Here is a 17914-nt window from a genome sequence, read left to right on the forward strand (position 1 = left end):
CCTCCAGTTCTTCAAAGCGCTTCCGCTCGGCCCGTTGCCGACGAGCATCGCTTTTCTCAAAGGCGGCTGCACCGTTTTCGAAAAATTCTTTTTGCCACCGGTAAAATACCGTAGGATTGAGCAGATATTCGTCGCATAGGTCTGAGACCGACACTTTGTCAACAAGATGGCGCTTGATAATGGCAACCTTCTCGTTGGCTGAATAGTTTTTGCGTTTTCGTTTCATGGTGAATTCCTCCTTGTGAGTAAACTAACTCAAATGGGGGAATTCTCCAATTCGCGCTGAACCAAAACATGTTGATGTATTATGAACTCCACGTGTCTCATCATCACCATTTTTTTTGGGGGAAACAATTAATTCCTACAGAATGTTGAAAAAGCGGAAGTCTGGAGGTATAGTAGCCTCCGTCTTGCTCCTGTCTTAACGGTGGTGCAGTGTTCAGCGAATGTATCTCCGGTCGACAACGCGCAGTGGCCACGAATGGTTACGAAAGATCAGCGTACCCTTGAATGATGCTATCGAGCCGTCTGAATGAGTTCGTCCTGCTTGTAACGAAGTGAGCAATGAGTGTATGGAACAGGTGTCTTTCGTTTGGAGTTTTGCCGCTGCGTCTCAAGCACAATGTGGTGGAGGTCCTGAACGGGTATAGCGACACTATTGACGTGGACTGCATGGCGCAGCGAATTTTTGTGGGCACTTTCTGCGGGGCATGCTTATTAGCGGCGTGAGCTGTGGATTTTCTGCATAAAGGAATTACGCACCTTCGTAGAACAGAAGTATAAGATTTTCTTACTCAACCCCAAACCGGCCTGAGTCTACGGCCGGTTTTTTCTTTCATCACGCGACTATCATATGTGCGGAATCTGCGGTTTTAACTGGAATGATGAGATGCTGGCCCGTTCCATGGCGAGCACGCTTGCCCATCGTGGACCTGATCAGGAAGGGGTGTTTTGCGATGATCGGGTATCTCTGGCCCATCGCCGTCTGTCGATTATCGATCTGAGCGAAAACGGTCGTCAGCCGATGACCAACGAAGACGGCAGCGTGATCATCGTTTTCAACGGTGAGATCTATAATTTTGCCGAGCTTCGCGATGAACTGCAAAACAAAGGACATCGGTTCGCCAGCCGCTCCGATACCGAAGTGATCGTCCACGGCTATGAAGAATGGGGGGTCGACGCGATCAACCGGCTGCGCGGGATGTTCGCTTTTGCGCTGTGGGATACGAAGAAGAAGCGATTGTTGTTGGCCCGGGACCGGATCGGCATCAAACCGCTCTATTATTATCACGGCGCCGATCGTTTCATTTTTGCCTCGGAGATCAAGGCGATTCTGGAAGATCGGGGTGTCGAGAGGCGAGTCAATTTTCAAGCGCTCTACGATTATCTTGGTTTCGAGTTCGTACCTGCTCCGCAGACCATGTTCGAGGGTATCAGCAAGCTGCCGGCCGGACACTATCTCATTCTGGAAGACGGCCAAGTGAGCGTCAAGCAGTATTGGGATCTTTCTTTTCAGGGGCACGACGTGCCGCGGGATTTCGGTGAGGCCGTTGAAAAGATGCGGGAACATCTCGATTTTGCGGTCAAGTCGCATCTGGTGAGTGATGTCCCACTGGGTGTCTTCCTGTCGGGAGGTCTTGATTCCAGTTGCATCGTCGCACTGATGAGAAGGCATATCAACGGCCCGTTGAAAACCTTTACCATCGGCTACGAAGACAAGACCTTCAGTGAACTCGATTATGCCGATCTGGTTGCTCGCCACTGCGGAACAGAGCATCACGTCCTGATGCTTGACACGATGCGGCCGGAATACGTCGAGCAGACGCTGTATCACCTCGACGAACCGATGACCGATCTGTCTACCGTGCCGCTGTACCTGCTCTGCCGGCAGGCCAAAGAGCACGTGACGGTGTGCCTGTCCGGGGAAGGGGCCGACGAGAGCTTTGCCGGCTATGACCGTTTCAAGGCGAGCCGTCTGAACCGATGGTTCAGCCTGATGCCGCCGGTTGTCCGCAGGGAGATCATCGGCCGGATGGCCGCGCTGTTGCCGGATCAACCCCAGAAGAAAGGCGCCGTCAATATTCTCAAGCGTTTTGTCGAAGGGGCCAATCTCAATCCGGACGGCCAGCATCTCCGCTGGCAGTATTTTCTCAACGACCGTCTGGAAGATGGCCTGTTTAGCGAAGGCTTCAAGGCTGCCGTTCGTCGTGAGCCCTTTCGACAGGTAAAGGAGTATAGTGATCGCTGCGATGCCGGAAGGGATGCGCTGAATCGGGAGATTTATCTGGATATGCGCTTCATGATGACCGATTCGGTGCTGATGAAGGTTGACCGGATGTCGATGGCAAGTTCGTTGGAGATACGGGTGCCGCTGCTCGATCACGTGCTGGTTGAATATATGGCGGCTCTGCCGGGAGACTGGAAGCTGAAACGGATGACGACCAAATACATCTTCCGGGCTGCACTTGCCGGGCTACTGCCGGACAAGGTTGTTTATCGCGGCAAGCAGGGGTATAGTCTGCCGGTAAAGCATTTGCTGCGCGGTGATCTGAAACGGTATATGGTCGGTTTGCTGAAAGATTCTCGTTTGTTGCGGGAGCAGATGGATACCGCCTATATCGATCGACTGATCGATGAACATACCGCGATGAAGCACAACCACAACCATATTCTCTGGGCGCTGATCAACGTTGCCATCTGGCATAACCGGTTCTTCGATTGACCCCATGGCTGGAGGTCACCGTCGGCAACGAAACATTTCGCTTCGGCTGGAAAGAGCAGGGCAGAGCGATTTCGACGCAGGTGGCGGACCGGACGCCCAACATCTGTCCGGCCGGTGGAGATCCGGTTAAAGCCTGTTTTACTGTCGGCAGTTACAAGATGAGTCTGTAGTGATGGAAAAAACCCATGCAGCAGTAACCGGAAAGGGCTCGCCGTTGGCGAAGTATCAGCAGATCGTCGTTGGTAGTCGCTCGCTTGGTCGTCTGCTCTATTTCGAATTTTGCCAGCTGCTCTCCCTGCTGCCCGGGGCGCCCGGTATGATGCTGCGGAAACTGTTCTGGCCGCGACTCTTTGCCGCCTGCGGCAAAAAGACCGTTTTCGGACACGGTATCGTACTGCGGCATCCCGGCCGCATAAGGCTCGGCGATGCCGTGGTGATCAGCGAGTATTGCATTCTCGACGGCCGACACTCGCTGACGGATACTGTTATTGATGTCGGCGACGGGACGATCCTGTCCAACAACGTGATGCTCTCTTGCAAAGACGGCACCATCTCCATCGGGAGCCAGGTCGGCATTAACGCTTATACGGTGATCCAGTCGACCAACAACAATCCGGTTACCATCGGCGACGATTGCGTCATTGGTCAGCGGTGTCTGATGATCGGTGGTGGTAATTATGATATCTCCCAGCCCGGTGAATTGATCCGGAGTCAGCCGATCATGGCCGACGGCGGCGTCGCGGTGGCCGACAATGTCTGGCTCGGAGCCAATGTCACCGTACTGGGCGGAGTCAGCGTCGGCGAAGGCAGTGTTGCCGCCGCCGCTTCGGTAATCACCAGGTCCATCCCCGCTTTTTCCGTCTGCATGGGGGTGCCGGCCCGTGTCGTGAGACACCGATCGTAATATGCGCCGGCTCGCTCTTGTCGCCCTGAAACTGGCAGTGAGTCTGGGGCTGCTGTTCCTGCTCTATCGGCAGACGCCGATTGAGCAGATCAAGACATTGCTGGTATCGATAGAATTCGGCTATCTGCCGATCATCGCACTGCTGTTGCTGTTCAATACCATCATTTCCGCCTGGAAATGGCAGCTCTTTCTCAGGGCCGACGGCGTTGTCATCGGTCTTGGTGATCTGGTAGTCTCCTATATGAGCGGCACCTTTTGTAATCTGTTCCTGCCGTCCAATATTGGTGGCGACTCGTATCGGATCTACGATATCGCCCGGCGCAGCCGTGATGGGGCGCGCTCGGCGGCGTCGGTGTTTGCCGATCGGTTTTCCGGTTTTATCGCGCTGGTGGTGCTCAGCCTACTGTCGTCGGTGTATGTTTCGCTGCAATTTCGCTCGCCCGGCTTTATGCTGGTACCGCTTGGTTTGTTGGCTGCTTTTCTCGGTGTGCTCGTCGTCATTGCCCGGCAAACGCCGCTTCGCCGGCTGTTGGCGGTTTTCGGCCTGAATCGATTTGCCGTTATCGAGCGGTTGACCGAGAAACTGCTCATGTCGTTTGCCTGCTATCGGGCCAACACCGGACTGCTGGTGCAGGTAATGTTGCTTTCCTTCGCGTTTCAGGTTTCGCTGATCACCGTCGTCTACCTGATGGCCTGCGCTCTCGGGGCGCAGCTGCCATTTTTCTATTTTAGTGCATTCGTACCGCTGATCACCCTGATGGAGGCGCTGCCTATCTCCATCTACGGCGTCGGCATTCGCGATTACGGCTACGTCCTGTTCTTTACCAGGGTCGGTATGGGCGATATCGAAGCGAGGACCCTTGCGGTACTCTTTGTTGTGGTTGCGGTCTGTTATTCATTGATCGGTGGACTTTTCTTCCTGTATCGTATCTGGCAACAGCCGCGAGGTAATCCCACCGATGAGAAGAGGCGCCAGAGCGGTGATGCGCGATGATTGGGCAAGTAGAGGCCAAGCGATGATGCGGTTAGCTCCGCGGGAGGATCGGGTTTGAAAATTTCCGTCGTGATTCCGGTATATAACGAAGAACAGAACATCAGCCTGCTGTATCAGGAAACCAGGGAGGTTCTGGAGAGGCTCGATTGTTCCTCGGAGATCATTTTTATTGACGACGGCAGCAGTGACACGACATTAAGCGTGCTGCAGGCTATCGCCCAGGCAGATGACCGGGTGGTGGCGATCTCTTTCCGTCGCAATTTCGGACAAACGGCGGCGATGTCCGCAGGCTTCGATTATGCCACCGGCGAGGTGATTATTACCATGGACGGCGACCTGCAGAATGATCCCGCAGATATTCCCCGTCTGCTGCAGAAGATCGAGGAAGGCTACGATGTCGTGACCGGTTGGCGGTTCGACCGCAAGGACGCTTTTATCAACCGGCGCCTCCCGTCGATTATCGCCAACAAGATCATCTCCTGGACAACCCGGGTCTCTCTGCATGATTACGGCTGCACCCTGAAGGCCTTTCGTCGGGAGGTTATCAAAAACATTCGCCTCTACGGTGAAATGCATCGTTTTATCCCGGCGATCGCCAGCGGTATGGGCATTTCCTACACCGAGATCAAGGTCAATCACCGGCCGCGCCGATTCGGTACGACCAAGTATGGCATCTCGCGAACGATTCGTGTCATCCTCGATCTTATCACGGTCAAGTTCCTGCTCAGTTTCGCAACCCGGCCGATCCAGGTGTTCGGTCTGCTCGGCGTTGTTTCCGGCGGAGTCGGTTTTCTGCTGGCCCTGATCATGACCATCCAACGCCAGTTTTTTGATATGCCGCTGGCCGATCGGCCGCTGCTGCTGCTTGCCGTTGTCCTCATCTTCATCGGTATTCAGTTTATCTCGCTGGGGCTCATTGCCGAACTCCAGGCGCGAACCTACCATGAGTCGCAGCAGAAACCGGTCTATCACATTCGGGAAGTATTTCGCAGTTCCGCTTCGCACTCAAGCGAGTCTTCATGAGTTCACGGGTATCGACAGGGATTGACATTGTTATTCCCAACTGGAACGGCAAAATGCTGTTGCCGACATGCCTGAGGTCGCTGCAATCGCAACGGCGGCCGGAAATCCATATTATCGTCGTCGATAACGGTTCCACCGACGGTTCCGTATCGTTTGTCCGGGATACGTTTCCGTGGGTAGAGGTGATTTCGCTGCCTGAAAACAGAGGTTTTAGCGCCGCCGTTAATGCCGGTATCAAGGCCGGCAACCACCCGTGGGTGATGCTGCTCAACAATGACACCGAAGTGCATACCGACTGCCTCCAAACGCTTCTCGATCGGTGCCGGCGGCATGACGACGTGGAGATGTTTGCGTTGAAAATGTGTGGTTTCGAGCGGCGGGAAGTGCTTGACGGAGCGGGAGACGGGGTGCTGCGCGGCGGGGTCGGCTACCGCTTGGGTACGATGGAAATCGATGGTCCGGAGTATGATCTGAGCCGCGACGTGTTCGGCGCCTGTGCCGGAGCCGCGCTGTACCGGAGGAGCATCTTTGCCCGGATCGGTTTGTTCGACGAGGATTTCTTCGCCTATCTCGAGGATGTCGATATCAACCTTCGGGCGGTCCGGGCCGGGGTGCGCTGTCGTTATCTGCCGGAGGCCGTCGTCTATCATATCGGTAGCGCTTCGTCCGGTTCGAAGATCAACAGCTTCGTCGTGCGACTCTCAACCAGGAACAACATCTTCGTCATCGCCAAGAACTATTCGCCGGCGCTGCTGCTCAGGTTCTTGCCGGCCATTCTGGTCTACCAGCTGTTCTGGCTGCTGTTCGTGATCAAGAAACACCAATTTGTCGCCTATCTGCAGGGGTTGTGTCAGGCAGTGGTCAGATTGCCGGTTATGGTCCGGCGACGGGGGGTGCTGATGGACGTGCCCCGGCTCAGCGACCGCGAACTGGCCCGCCGGATCATCGAGTCGGAGCGACAGGTCGTTTCATCGATCATGGCCCGACGAGCGCAGCAGGGTAAAGGGAATCTGGCCCTGCGCTGGTACCTGCGGATATTCTGCTGATGAGTGATCGACCCGCTGCCCATATCTGTCCGGTGACGACCATTATCGTCACGCACGATTCACAGCCGGTGATAGGCCGCTGTCTGGCGGCCATCCGGGGCCAGATCGCACGGCCGGAACAGGTAGTTATCGTCGACAGCGGTTCACAAGAAAACAGCTATCTTCGGCGTTTGGAAAGTGACGATGTGCAGCTGCATTATGCCGACAATATCGGTTTTGCTGCAGCAAACAATCTTGGTGTTTCTTTGGCCTCGCCCGCTTCGCGCTACCTGCTTTTTCTCAACCCCGATGCCTTCATGTCGCCCGGCGTTCTCGCCGCGGCCGCGGCCATCATGGCCGAAAACGATAGGGTGGGCATCGTCGGCGGCCGGTTGACCGGGTATGACAGCGACCTGGATATACCGACCGGACGCCTCGATTCTACCGGAATCTTTCGCCGCTGGTACGGCAAGTGGTATGATCGCGGTCAGGGGCAGCCCGACGGTGCGAACTATCGCAGCGCGCAAACGGTACCGGCGTTGTGCGGGGCCTTTCTCTTCTGCCGGCGGCGGGCTGTGGATCCCGAACTGCCACAGCTCTTCGACGAAGCCTTTTTCCTCTACAAAGAGGATATCGATCTCTGCCTCCGGTTGCGCCGGCGGGGTTGGCAGTGCCGTTATGAGCCGAAACTGGGGGTATTCCACTGCCGGGGCTGGACTGCGGACCGCAAAAAGATGAGCCGTGGTGTGCGTCTCATGGCGGCCAGAAACGAGGTGCGATTGACCGTCAAGCATCGATCACCGTATATTGCCTGGGCACTGGCCAAATATCTGCTCGTCCGGGCGGCAGACCTCTGATTTACGATACGTTGACCATGACTGACGACACCCAGCAACAGGACCGTTCGGCAACGGCGACGATCTCGGTGATCATCCCGACCAAAAATGGTGCTGCGACGCTGCGGGAATTGCTTGCCGCGCTGCGCATCCAGACGCGTCGTCCCGACGAGATTCTGGTCATTGATTCCGCGTCCGATGATGACAGCGTCGCCGTTGCCGAAGCTTACGGGGCAATCGTGCACCGCATTGGCGCCGACGATTTTGATCACGGTGCCACGCGCAGTCTCGGAGCGAAGATGACCCATGGTGAGGTCCTGGTCTATTTTACCCAGGACGTGTTGCCGGCCGATCGGGCGGTGATCGAAAACCTCGTTGCACCGCTGCTGCGCCACAAGGACGTCGCCATGAGTTATGGCCGGCAGCTGCCGGCTTTTGGTGCCGATGAGCTGGCAGCGCATTTGCGCTGCTTCAACTATCCGCCGGAGCCTGCGATCCGGGAATTTGCCGATCGGGAACAACTTGGGCTGGCGGCGATCTTCGCCTCCAATTCCTGTGCCGCTTACCGGCGCAGCATGCTTGCCGAAACCGGCTTTTTCCCCGATGGACTGATTTTCGGTGAGGACACCTGGGTTGCCGGCCGGTTACTGATGTGCGGTTACAAGATTGCCTATGCAGCCGATGCTGCCGTTTATCACTCGCATAATCAATCGCGGCAAGATGAGTTTCGCCGCTATTTCGATATCGGCGTGTTGCATGAAACCGAAAACTGGCTGCTGACGACCTATGGTGGGGCCGGTGGCCGCGGTATACGCTACATTAAATCGGGAATTATCTCTCTTGGCGGTCGCCGAAGCTATAGTGCCCTGGCGGAATTTATGGTAAGAGTTGCCCTGAAATGGGTCGGCTATCAAATGGGACGCCGTTTTCGCCTGCTGCCGCGCAGCGTAGCGATTCGGCTGAGCCTGAATCGGAACTGGTGGAGCCGTCGCGCCATTGACTGACAGGTCCAACGGGACCTGCGAGACCGCAACAGAGATACGATAGATGATTTCAACCAATCTGCGCGAGCAGAGTTCCCTTATGGCCAGGCTCCTGCACCTGGTGGACTGCCTGCTGGTGGTCGGCTATCTCTGGGCGCTGGTAAACTGGTACCGGGTACCCTGGAGCGTTTACTATACCCGTCTGGCGATCATTACGTTCTGTCTGTGCCTGTTTTTCTTTCAGTCATTTCAACTCTATCGATCGTGGCGCGGCTGGAAGTTCTATCTTGAATTCTACGTAATTATCAAGGCGTGGGCGACAGTGATCGGCGTGCTGCTTTTCTATTTCTTCATCTTCAAGATCTCTATTGCTTACTCCCGTGTGGTGTTTCTGATCTGGTCGATCACCACCCCGGTGCTGTTGTTCTTCCTACATATGACGGCCCGCCGGATCCTTCGCTACTATCGGCGGCGGGGCAGGAATATTCGCCGGGCGGTCATTGTCGGGGCGGGCGATCTGGGTATCAGCCTGGCTAAAGAGTTGGAAACCATCCCCTGGGCCGGTATCGAGATCATGGGCTTCTTTGACGACAAGGTTGCCGAAGAACCGGAACTGACCGCCATGGGTAAGCCGGTGCTCGGCGATATTTCCAAACTCTCCGACTACCTGACCAGAAACGATATCGATTATGTCTATATAGCCTTGCCGATGCGGGCCGAGCGCAAAATATTCACCATCCTGCGCGAGTGCCGTTCGCTTGGCGCCCGCATCTACCTTGTGCCGGATCTCTATCTCTATGGTCTGCACCATGCCGAACTGCAATCGATCGGCAAGATGTTGATTCTCAATTTCAATCCGCATACCGAATGGAAACGGAGCTTTGATGTGATCTTCTCGCTGCTGGTCGTGATCGCTACGCTACCGTTGATGGCGGTCATTGCCGCGCTGATCAAGATTGAGGACCGTGGCCCGGTCATCTACCGGCACAAACGGATCACCGCCGCCGGTAAGGAGTTCGATTGTCTGAAGTTCCGGACCATGCGCGCCGGTGCCGATAGGGAACTGGCGGAGCTGCTCGCCGGAGACCCGCATCTCCGGGCTCAATGGCAGCAGACTTACAAACTGAAAAACGACCCCCGGATCACCAGAATCGGCAGGGTGCTCCGCCGTACCAGTCTCGACGAGCTGCCGCAATTTTTCAACGTGCTTCGCGGCGATATGAGCGTAGTCGGCGCCCGGCCGATCGTCGGAGGTGAGTTGCAGGAGTATTACAAGGAAAGCGCCGGACGCTATTGCTCGATGAAACCGGGGATCACCGGCCCCTGGCAGGTCAGTAAACGTTCCGATATCGATGATTACCAGCAGCGGGTAGACCTTGATGACTGGTATATTCTCAATTACTCGTTGTGGACCGACATCCGGATTATCATCCGGACCGTGTACATTATGTTTCGCGGCAACGGCGCCTATTGAGCACTTTGAGCGGTGTTGTGTAAACTCCGAATCGATCGGTGCTGCCGGAATACCGGCCAGTCTTGCCAGAGCCGTAAGAATGCCTATGATATAGCTGGTTATCTCACCATAAATGATCGACACAAAGGAGTCTCCCATGGACAGCAAAGCAGCACCGATCAGTATTTCACAGGTCAGGCAGGATGTGGCCTCGATCTTTCTTGCCAAGGTCTTTAACTGGATGGCGGTCGGCCTCGGTATCACCGGCCTGGTTGCCTACGCGACCGCCGCTACCGGATTGGCGGTGACCATTTCCCGGTCGCCGCTGTTTATCGTGCTGGCCATCGGCACCATTGGCCTGGTCTTTTTCCTGTCGGCCCGGATCAACAAGATTCAGGCCGGGACCGCTTCCGCGCTGTTTGTTGGCTACGCGGTGCTCAACGGACTGTTTTTTTCGACCCTGTTTCTCAGGTATACCGGATCATCCATTGCCGGCACCTTCCTGATTACCGCCGGTATGTTTGGGGCCATGGCCGTTTACGGACTGGTGACCAAACGTGATCTGTCCGGTTGGGGGTCGTTTCTGTTCATGGGCTTGATCGGTATCATCATCGCGATGGTCGTCAATATTTTCCTGCAGAGCCCGGCGGTCTACTGGGTTACCTCGATGATCGGCGTTCTGATCTTTACCGGGCTCACGGCCTATGACGTGCAGAAGATTAAACGCATGGGCGAGGAAGGGATCATGAGCCAGGGACAGGAGGCGATCGTCAAGGGTTCGATCATGGGCGCACTGGCCCTCTATCTCGATTTTATCAATCTGTTCCTGATGCTGCTGCGCTTTTTCGGCGGCTCCAGAAACTGATTCGCGCTTTTTTCCGTTACGGCCGGGTCCTGAGCGCTTTCAGAGGCCCGGCTTGCCGATGAGGCCGCCATGCACACCAGTTTTGCCGGGAAACGCATTGTTGTCGGAGTAACCGGCAGTATCGCCGCCTTCAAGGTCGCCGGCTGGGTCAGTACTCTGAGTAAAGAAGAGGCGCTGGTCGACGTGATCATGACCGTTTCGGCCAGGCAATTCATCACTCCGCTGACCTTTGCCTCTCTGTCCGGACGCCGGGTTTATGGTGATATGTTCGCCGACGAACAGAGCGGCTCGATGTCGCATATCGGCCTGGCCCGTGAAGCGGATTGTATCCTGGTGGCACCGGCGACCGCTCAGACCATCGCCCGTCTGGCGCACGGCATGGCCGATGACTTGCTGTCGACGACCATCCTTGCCGCAACGGTTCCGGTCATCGTCTGCCCGGCGATGAATGTGAAGATGTACGAGCATCCCGCCACCAGGCAAAACATCGCTGCGCTGCAGCAGCTGGGTTACCTGGTGATCGACCCGGAGAGCGGGGTGATGGCCTGCGGCGAACGGGGCAGCGGACGTTTGCCCGAATGGGATGTGGTCGAGGAATATGTTCTGCGAAAGCTTGCCGTTCAGGACCTGGCCGGTCAGGTTGTGCTGGTGACCGCCGGACCGACGCGCGAACCTTATGATCCGGCCCGTTTTCTCAGTAACCGTTCTTCCGGCAAGATGGGCTACGCCCTTGCCCGTACCGCCTTTCGCCGCGGTGCGGAGGTGATCCTGGTCAGCGGGCCGACCCACTTGAGCCCGCCGGCCGGGGTGCGGCTGGTCCAGGTGTCGACGGCACGACAGATGCACGAAGCGGTGCTGACCCATTATCAAGAGGCATCGGTAATCGTCAAGGCGGCCGCCGTGTCGGATTTCCGCAGCGCCGACGAGTATCGGGAAAAGATCAAAAAAGATCAGGGCGCACCGGTGCTCCGTCTCGAACCGAACCCCGATATTTTGCTGGAACTGGGAACGCTTCGTGACCCGCGACAGCAGCTGTTGGTCGGTTTTGCCGCCGAGAGTTCCAACTTCGAGCAGGAAGGGCGCAGAAAACTGGCGAAGAAAAACCTCGATCTGATTGCCGTCAACGATATCGGCAGTGCCCATTGTGGCTTTGAGACCGACGCCAATCGTCTGATCCTGATCGACAACGACGGGGTGACGGAATTACCGCACACCTCAAAGATGCGCAGTGCAGATCTGCTGTGGGACCATATCGTCGGCAACGGTCTGCTCCGGGAGCGACCGGTCCAGTCGCGCTGACCCGATGGCTGGACAAGTAACGCGGAGAGAATGGGATCGTCTGGGGAGCGTTCAAAGATAAGCAGGCTGCTGGCAGTCGGCAAAGAGTTTTTTTCCGGCGGCCTGACCCTATTTTTGCTTCGTCTTTGCGGGCGGAAACTGGTGCGCACCGGTGGCTGCCGGTGCTGTGGGGCATGCTGTGAGTGCATCAATCTGCGCGTCGGCGGCAGGTGGCTGAACTCGCCGGAACAATTCGAACGGGTCTGCCGCGATCATCCCGACTACCAACGTTTTACGGTCAGCGGCATCGATGATCAGGGACTAGTGCAGCTGAGCTGTACCTCGCTTCAGGATGACGGCCGGTGCGGTGATTATGAAAACCGTCCGGCGATCTGCAAATCGTTTCCCACCACGTCGCTCGTGCTCTGCGGCGGAGTTTTGCCGCCCGGTTGCGGTTTTGCCATCACCTCGGCCGTTCCGTTTGCCAAACGGTTGCGGACAGCGCACCGAAGAAATGCTCGAAAAAAAGATCCTTCTGCTTGAGCCATATTACGGCGGATCACATCGCCTGTTTCTCGACGGGTTGACAACCTGTCTGCCGGATCGCTTTGTCCTTCTTCATCTGCCGGCACGGAAATGGAAAATGCGGATGCAGCTTTCCGCTCCCTGGTTTGCCGCCCGGATAAAAGGATTACCGGTGCGAGAACGGGCATTTGATGCGGTGCTGGCATCGACCTTCACCGATCTGGCGGTGTTCCGAGCCCTGGTCGCCGGACTGCCCGGTTGGCGACCGGACTGCCGGTTTCTTGCCTATTTCCATGAGAACCAATTTCAATATCCGGGACGCCTGCCGAAAAGGACCAATCACCAGTTTACCGCAATCAACTTTACCACCGCGCTGGCCGCCGACGGTGTTGCCTTCAATTCGCACTATAATCGCCAGGGCTTTTTCCGGAACAGTTGGCTTTATGTCGAAAAGGCCGCCGATATCGATCTAGCCGATGAATTGACAGCGCTTGAGGAGAAGAGCCGGGTTATCTATCCCGGCATCCATTTTGGTGAAATTGATATGGTATCGACTGACACCATGCGGTGCGGGGAAATGCCACTGATTATCTGGAACCATCGCTGGGAGCATGATAAAAATCCGGAGGAATTTTTCGCGGTTTTGACCGCCTTACACCGGGACGGGATAGCCTTTCGCTGTTGCGTTCTCGGCCAGCAGTTTCGCGATGTGCCGCCATGCTTTGCTCGGGCGCGCCGGGAACTCGGACAACGGATCATCCATTTCGGCTATCTGTCGGAGCGAACGGACTACCTGGCGCTGCTCGCCCAGGGCGATATCGTCGTGTCCACCGCCCATCATGAATTCTTCGGGTTGGCCGTGATCGAAGCGGTACGGGCCGGTTGTCTGCCGGTCCTGCCGAATCGCCTGGCCTATCCGGAACTCTTTGTCGACACCTATCTCTACCCGGACGGTGGCCTTTATCAGCACCTGAAAGCAGCATTGCTGACCCGTCGCAGGCTGGGGGCACAGCGAGGCCGCGCCTTGACCGAACGCTTTTCCTGGCCTATGCAGGCCGGCGACTATCGTTGCTGGATCAACGGGGATTAAAAAAGATTCAAAAAAGCGGAGGAGTATGGCCGACAACATCGTACTGATCGGCTTCATGGCCGTCGGCAAAGGGCGTACCGCCCGGGAGCTGTCCAGGCAGACCGGTCGTTTTGCCGTCGATTGTGACGATTTGATCGAATCGCTGGTAAAAATGAACATTGCCGATATCTTTGCGACCCATGGCGAGCTGTATTTCCGGGCGCTGGAAGGGCGGGTGGCGCGATGGCTTGCCGAGTGCGTCAGCGCGACGATCGTCTCAACCGGTGGCGGTTTTGCGGCAGTCGCCGATCTGGGCAGGATCGGCACGATCGTCCATCTGCACAGCGAATTTGATGCGATTATTGCGGCGATTAGAGGTCATCCGCGGGCCAGGCAGAAAATTAAAAAGCGGCCGCTGCTGCAGGACCTGGACCAGGCGCGCCGTCTCTACGACCGGCGGCGACAGCTCTACCGGCAGGTCGCCGACCTGCAGATCGATGTGACCGGTCGCCCTGTTTCCCTGGTTGCCGCCGAAATCATCGAGCGGACCGGGTTGAAGGTGCCGCTTCCCGTCAGTGAGCGGTGAGCTGTCGCGCGAAATCGAGCATGCGCTGAATCGGGATCCGCGCCCGGGCGGCAAGCTCGGCTGACACCTGGATTTCATTGGCGCCGGTTTCCAGTACCGCGAGCAGGCTCTGCAGGGAGTTCATTCCCATCCACGGGCAGCGGGCGCAACTCAGGCAGGTGGCGCCTTCCCCTTCGGTTGGTGCCTCCAGTAACCGTTTGCCGGGTGCCAGCTGCCGCATCTTGTTGAAAATTCTTTTATCGGTGGCGACGATCAAGGTGTCGTTGGGCAGCGTTGCCGCCGCCTTGATCAGAGCGGTGGTGGAACCGACGACATCGGCCTGGGCGATGACCGCCTCCGGCGATTCGGGATGAACGAGAATTGCCGCTTCCGGGTGGAGCCGGCGGAGGCGCTGCAACGCGATTGAGCGAAATTCTTCATGGACGATGCAGGATCCCGGCCAGAGGACCATGTCGGCGCCGGTTTCCCTCTGGACGTAGCTGCCCAGGTAGCGGTCCGGGGCCCAGATAATCTTGTTGCCTTGTGCGGCCAGATGTTTGACGATCGGCAGGGCGATTCCCGAGGTGACCACCCAGTCGGATCGAGCTTTGACCTCGGCGCTGGTGTTGGCGTAGACGACCACGGTGTGTTCGGGATAACTGTCGCAGAAGCGGGCGAAGTCCTCGATTGGGCAGTTTTCGTCAAGTGAGCAGGTGGCGTTCAGGTCCGGCATTAGAACGCGCTTCTCGTTGCTCAGGATCTTGGCCGTCTCGCCCATGAAGCGAACTCCGGCGACGACCAGGGTGTCGGCCGGATGTTCACTGCCGAAGCGGGCCATCTCCAGGGAGTCGGCGACGCAGCCCCCGGTCTCTTCGGCCAGATCCTGAAGACGTGCATCGGTATAGTAGTGGGCGACCAACACCCCGTTCTGTTCTTTGAGCAATGTTGTGATGCGCGCCTTCATCGCCCGCTCGTCTTCGGGGGTCAGTTCCGGCCACTGGGGGTGAGGGGGGATGGAAATGGTCGGGGGATGGTAGGCGGCCAGGTGATCTTTTATATCGGACATCGCTCAAACTCTCTGAGGTGAACAGTGGGCAACAATAATGAGCCACGATGCATGGCGCCTCTGCCCAAGCTCTGCGTTACGCGAGAACAAGGTCTTCTCGCACTATCGCCTTTCTGCCTGCAGCACGGGAGCCTGAATTTTTCAAGCTCCCCTGAACTCGGGAGGCAAACCGCAACACTCACGTCAGCTTTTGCAGGCAAGCTGGCGATACAGGGGACCACTTTTTACTAGAAAATAGCCATTGCCGCAAGATCCTGCCCGTTTTTCCGAACATTTTCTCGGCATCTGCCTTCATCTTCAACGAGATTTTTTGATTTTCCCCACGACAGTGAGTCACAAGAACAATGAAAATCGGCTTCGCGGCCGATAAGGCCGGCCGGTCTTCGTGGGGAAAAAACGATTTTCGCAGCTGAGCAGAGAAGTGCCACCCGAGCGCCTCGCCGGCACAACTCGATACCAGGCCTGGGTGCAGAATAGTCCGTCCAGCATCTGGCTGTCGATAGGAATGGAGAAACACTCTTTGCTCTTGCGGAAAACCGTTATATCATGAATACAATCCGAACCGGCTGCTCCGCTGCTTTCCATCTTCCGAGCGGAGAAACGAGAAATTGAGGCGGGCGCAGCGCGGTACACACGGCAAACGAATCAATTATTGTTAAGGAAACCGTAATCTTGCAAATATCACACACTGTCGTCGGCATGATTTCCATCGTTGCCGCTGCCGTTTTGTGGGGGACAACCGGTACGGCGCAAGCACTGGCGCCGATCGAGAGTACACCGCAGATCATCGGCGCGCTGCGTCTCCTGGTCGGCGGAGTTGCCCTGGCGTTGGTCAGCTTAATGCGCAACGGTCCGTCGTTGGCCGCCATGCCGGTATGGCTCGCTGTCGGCGGCGGCCTGTTCGTGGCGCTCTATCAGCTCTGTTTCTTCTGGGGAGTCGCGTTGACCGGAGTTGCCGTCGGAACCATGGTCGGCATCGGTTCGGCACCGGTATTCGCAGGAGTCCTCGACACGTTGTTCATGAAAAGGCGACCGTCCGGCCAGTGGTACGTGGCGACACTGATGGCCCTGCTTGGCTGCATTATCTTGCTCGGCAATTCCGGACGGATCGAAGTTCATCCCTTGGGCATCGGCCTTGCCGCCGGTGCCGGACTGGCGTATGCCGTCTACACCATGTTCATGAAGAAGCTCCTTCCCGGCCGGCCGCCCGAATCGGTGGCGGCGGTGGTTTTTTGCATCGGTGCGGCGGCGCTGCTGCCGTTTCTCTTTACTGCCGATCTCTCCTGGATCGCCCGTCCTGCCGGATTGGCCGTGGTCATTCACCTCGGGGTGCTGGCGACTGCTCTTTCCTATTTCCTGTTTTGCCGGGGCCTTGAACACGTCCAGGTATCGACCGCCGTTACCCTGACCCTGGCGGAACCATTTACCGCCGGTCTGCTCGGTGTTGCGGTCCTCGGCGAACAGGTCGGCGGTGTCGGCTGGATCGGCCTGATTCTGATACTTTCCGGGTTGATTGTGCTGGCGCTGCCGTTCGGCCGGGCCACGAAGCTGAGCTCCAACCAAAGCTAGTACCGGGGCGGATATGACCAGGCAGGCGAAAGCCATGGTTTACGGCCTCACGGCCGTCCTCTGCTGGTCGACGGTGGCCAGTGCGTTTAAAATCAGTTTGCGATATCTGTCGGCAGCCGAACTGCTGTTTTATGCGACCGGTAGTTCGATCGTCCTGCTTTCAATCATCCTCCGCTGTCAGGGAAAATTTTTTCTGGTCAGGCAGGCCGACGGCGCCACTTGGCTACGATCGCTGGCGTTCGGGGCCGTCAATCCGTTCCTCTATTACCTGGTCCTGTTCAAGGCGTACGAAGTATTGCCGGCGCAACAGGCCCAGCCGATCAATTTTACCTGGGCCATCACGCTGACGCTGCTGTCGGTGCCGCTGCTCGGTCATCGTTTGCGCCTGCTCGAGCTGGCAGCTGTGTTGATCAGTTATTTCGGCGTCTATATCATTTCCAGCGAAGGGAACCTGTTCTCGTTTTCTTTCGCCCATCCGGTCGGCGTCGCATTGGTTCTGTGCTCGACGCTGATCTGGGCATTTTACTGGATCGCCGCGACCCGCGATGAACGTGACCCGATTGCCGGACTGCTGCTCAATTTTATCTGCAGCCTGCCGCTGATCGGCGGCTATCTTCTCGTCTTTGAGGAATTCAGAATGGTTCCGCTGGCCGGCCTGGCCGGTGCCGTTTATACCGGTTGCTTTGAAATGGGGATCGCCTATGTGGCCTGGCTGATGGCGATGAAGCTGACCAGCTCGACGGCACGGGTGGCCAACTTGATTTTCCTGGCACCGTTTCTGTCGCTGATTCTGATCCATTTCATCGTTGGCGAAGATATTTTGCCGTCATCTCTGGTCGGCTTGGTTTTTATCATGGCCGGGCTGATGGTACAGTCCCTTGCCGGGAAAAAGCGACTTCACAAGGACAGGTCTTGATCGCTTCGGGAAATCCTGGTTAATTCGGGAGGCTAGAAAGCACCGCGAATATCTGCTATGCTGTATCCGAAGGGATCCCTGAAACGCTGCCGGCGAGATCGATAACCGGTCGGCAGGCGGA

The 17914-nt window shown here is 56.9% G+C and carries 18 protein-coding genes; 16 read left to right on the forward strand and 2 right to left on the reverse strand.

Going from position 1 to position 17914, the window contains the following annotated elements; translation table 11 throughout:
• Positions 1-226, reverse strand: a 226-nt coding sequence (locus BUC26_RS12525; RefSeq protein WP_073376525.1) for a transposase, incomplete at its 3' end; no start/stop codon positions are given.
• Between the two features lie 627 nt (positions 227-853).
• On the opposite strand from BUC26_RS12525, the gene asnB reads away from it, so the two are divergent.
• From asnB to BUC26_RS12590, 14 genes are all read left to right on the forward strand, one after another.
• A complete protein-coding gene (asnB, locus tag BUC26_RS12530; RefSeq protein WP_073376527.1) occupies positions 854-2722 on the forward strand; it encodes an asparagine synthase (glutamine-hydrolyzing) in 1869 nt (622 codons plus the stop codon).
• A complete protein-coding gene (locus BUC26_RS23410) occupies positions 2719-2892 on the forward strand; it encodes a hypothetical protein (protein WP_153307081.1) in 174 nt (57 codons plus the stop codon). Before asnB ends, BUC26_RS23410 begins: the two co-directional genes overlap by 4 nt.
• A 2-nt stretch (positions 2893-2894) precedes the next feature.
• Positions 2895-3626, forward strand: coding sequence for an acyltransferase (locus BUC26_RS12535; protein ID WP_073376529.1), 732 nt, complete (start codon positions 2895-2897; stop codon positions 3624-3626).
• A gap of 1 nt (position 3627) precedes the next feature.
• Positions 3628-4620: a lysylphosphatidylglycerol synthase transmembrane domain-containing protein gene (locus BUC26_RS12540; protein ID WP_073376531.1), complete on the forward strand. Its 993-nt coding sequence runs from the start codon at positions 3628-3630 to the stop codon at positions 4618-4620.
• A gap of 54 nt (positions 4621-4674) precedes the next feature.
• Positions 4675-5643: a glycosyltransferase family 2 protein gene (locus BUC26_RS12545; protein ID WP_073376533.1), complete on the forward strand. Its 969-nt coding sequence runs from the start codon at positions 4675-4677 to the stop codon at positions 5641-5643.
• A complete protein-coding gene (locus BUC26_RS12550; protein WP_073376535.1) occupies positions 5640-6689 on the forward strand; it encodes a glycosyltransferase family 2 protein in 1050 nt (349 codons plus the stop codon). Before BUC26_RS12545 ends, BUC26_RS12550 begins: the two co-directional genes overlap by 4 nt.
• Complete coding sequence (locus tag BUC26_RS12555; protein ID WP_073376537.1) at positions 6689-7525, forward strand: glycosyltransferase family 2 protein; 837 nt, start codon at positions 6689-6691, stop codon at positions 7523-7525. Before BUC26_RS12550 ends, BUC26_RS12555 begins: the two co-directional genes overlap by 1 nt.
• 17 nt (positions 7526-7542) lie before the next feature.
• Entirely contained in the window at positions 7543-8508 is a 966-nt protein-coding gene (locus BUC26_RS12560; protein WP_073376539.1) for a glycosyltransferase family 2 protein, read from the forward strand.
• A gap of 43 nt (positions 8509-8551) precedes the next feature.
• Positions 8552-9961 (forward strand): sugar transferase, encoded by a 1410-nt coding sequence (locus BUC26_RS12565; RefSeq protein ID WP_073376541.1) that lies wholly within the window; start codon positions 8552-8554, stop codon positions 9959-9961.
• 136 nt (positions 9962-10097) lie between these two features.
• The gene (locus tag BUC26_RS12570; protein ID WP_073376542.1) at positions 10098-10805 is read left to right on the forward strand and encodes a Bax inhibitor-1/YccA family protein; all 708 of its coding nucleotides are present in this window, start codon (positions 10098-10100) and stop codon (positions 10803-10805) included.
• 69 nt (positions 10806-10874) lie between these two features.
• The gene (coaBC, locus tag BUC26_RS12575) at positions 10875-12104 is read left to right on the forward strand and encodes a bifunctional phosphopantothenoylcysteine decarboxylase/phosphopantothenate--cysteine ligase CoaBC (protein WP_073376544.1); all 1230 of its coding nucleotides are present in this window, start codon (positions 10875-10877) and stop codon (positions 12102-12104) included.
• 30 nt (positions 12105-12134) lie between these two features.
• Positions 12135-12626 carry a YkgJ family cysteine cluster protein gene (locus BUC26_RS12580; protein WP_073376546.1) on the forward strand — a complete coding sequence of 164 codons (492 nt, stop codon included), beginning with the start codon at positions 12135-12137 and terminating at the stop codon, positions 12624-12626.
• Positions 12598-13698 carry a tRNA-queuosine alpha-mannosyltransferase domain-containing protein gene (locus BUC26_RS12585; protein WP_073376548.1) on the forward strand — a complete coding sequence of 367 codons (1101 nt, stop codon included), beginning with the start codon at positions 12598-12600 and terminating at the stop codon, positions 13696-13698. Before BUC26_RS12580 ends, BUC26_RS12585 begins: the two co-directional genes overlap by 29 nt.
• Positions 13699-13723: 25 nt before the next feature.
• Positions 13724-14263: a shikimate kinase gene (locus tag BUC26_RS12590; protein ID WP_073376550.1), complete on the forward strand. Its 540-nt coding sequence runs from the start codon at positions 13724-13726 to the stop codon at positions 14261-14263.
• Here BUC26_RS12590 and nadA read toward each other — a convergent pair.
• A complete protein-coding gene (nadA, locus tag BUC26_RS12595) occupies positions 14250-15308 on the reverse strand; it encodes a quinolinate synthase NadA (protein ID WP_073376552.1) in 1059 nt (352 codons plus the stop codon). The genes BUC26_RS12590 and nadA overlap by 14 nt on opposite strands.
• Before the next feature lie 672 nt (positions 15309-15980).
• On the opposite strand from nadA, the gene BUC26_RS12600 reads away from it, so the two are divergent.
• Both BUC26_RS12600 and BUC26_RS12605 read left to right on the forward strand, forming a co-directional pair.
• Positions 15981-16877: a DMT family transporter gene (locus tag BUC26_RS12600; protein WP_208609787.1), complete on the forward strand. Its 897-nt coding sequence runs from the start codon at positions 15981-15983 to the stop codon at positions 16875-16877.
• Positions 16878-16890: 13 nt separating this feature from the next.
• Entirely contained in the window at positions 16891-17793 is a 903-nt protein-coding gene (locus BUC26_RS12605; RefSeq protein ID WP_073376554.1) for a DMT family transporter, read from the forward strand.
• Positions 17794-17914: the final 121 nt, after the last annotated feature.

Origin of the sequence: Desulfofustis glycolicus DSM 9705, assembly GCF_900130015.1 — a bacterium.
Lineage (GTDB): Bacteria > Desulfobacterota > Desulfobulbia > Desulfobulbales > Desulfocapsaceae > Desulfofustis > Desulfofustis glycolicus.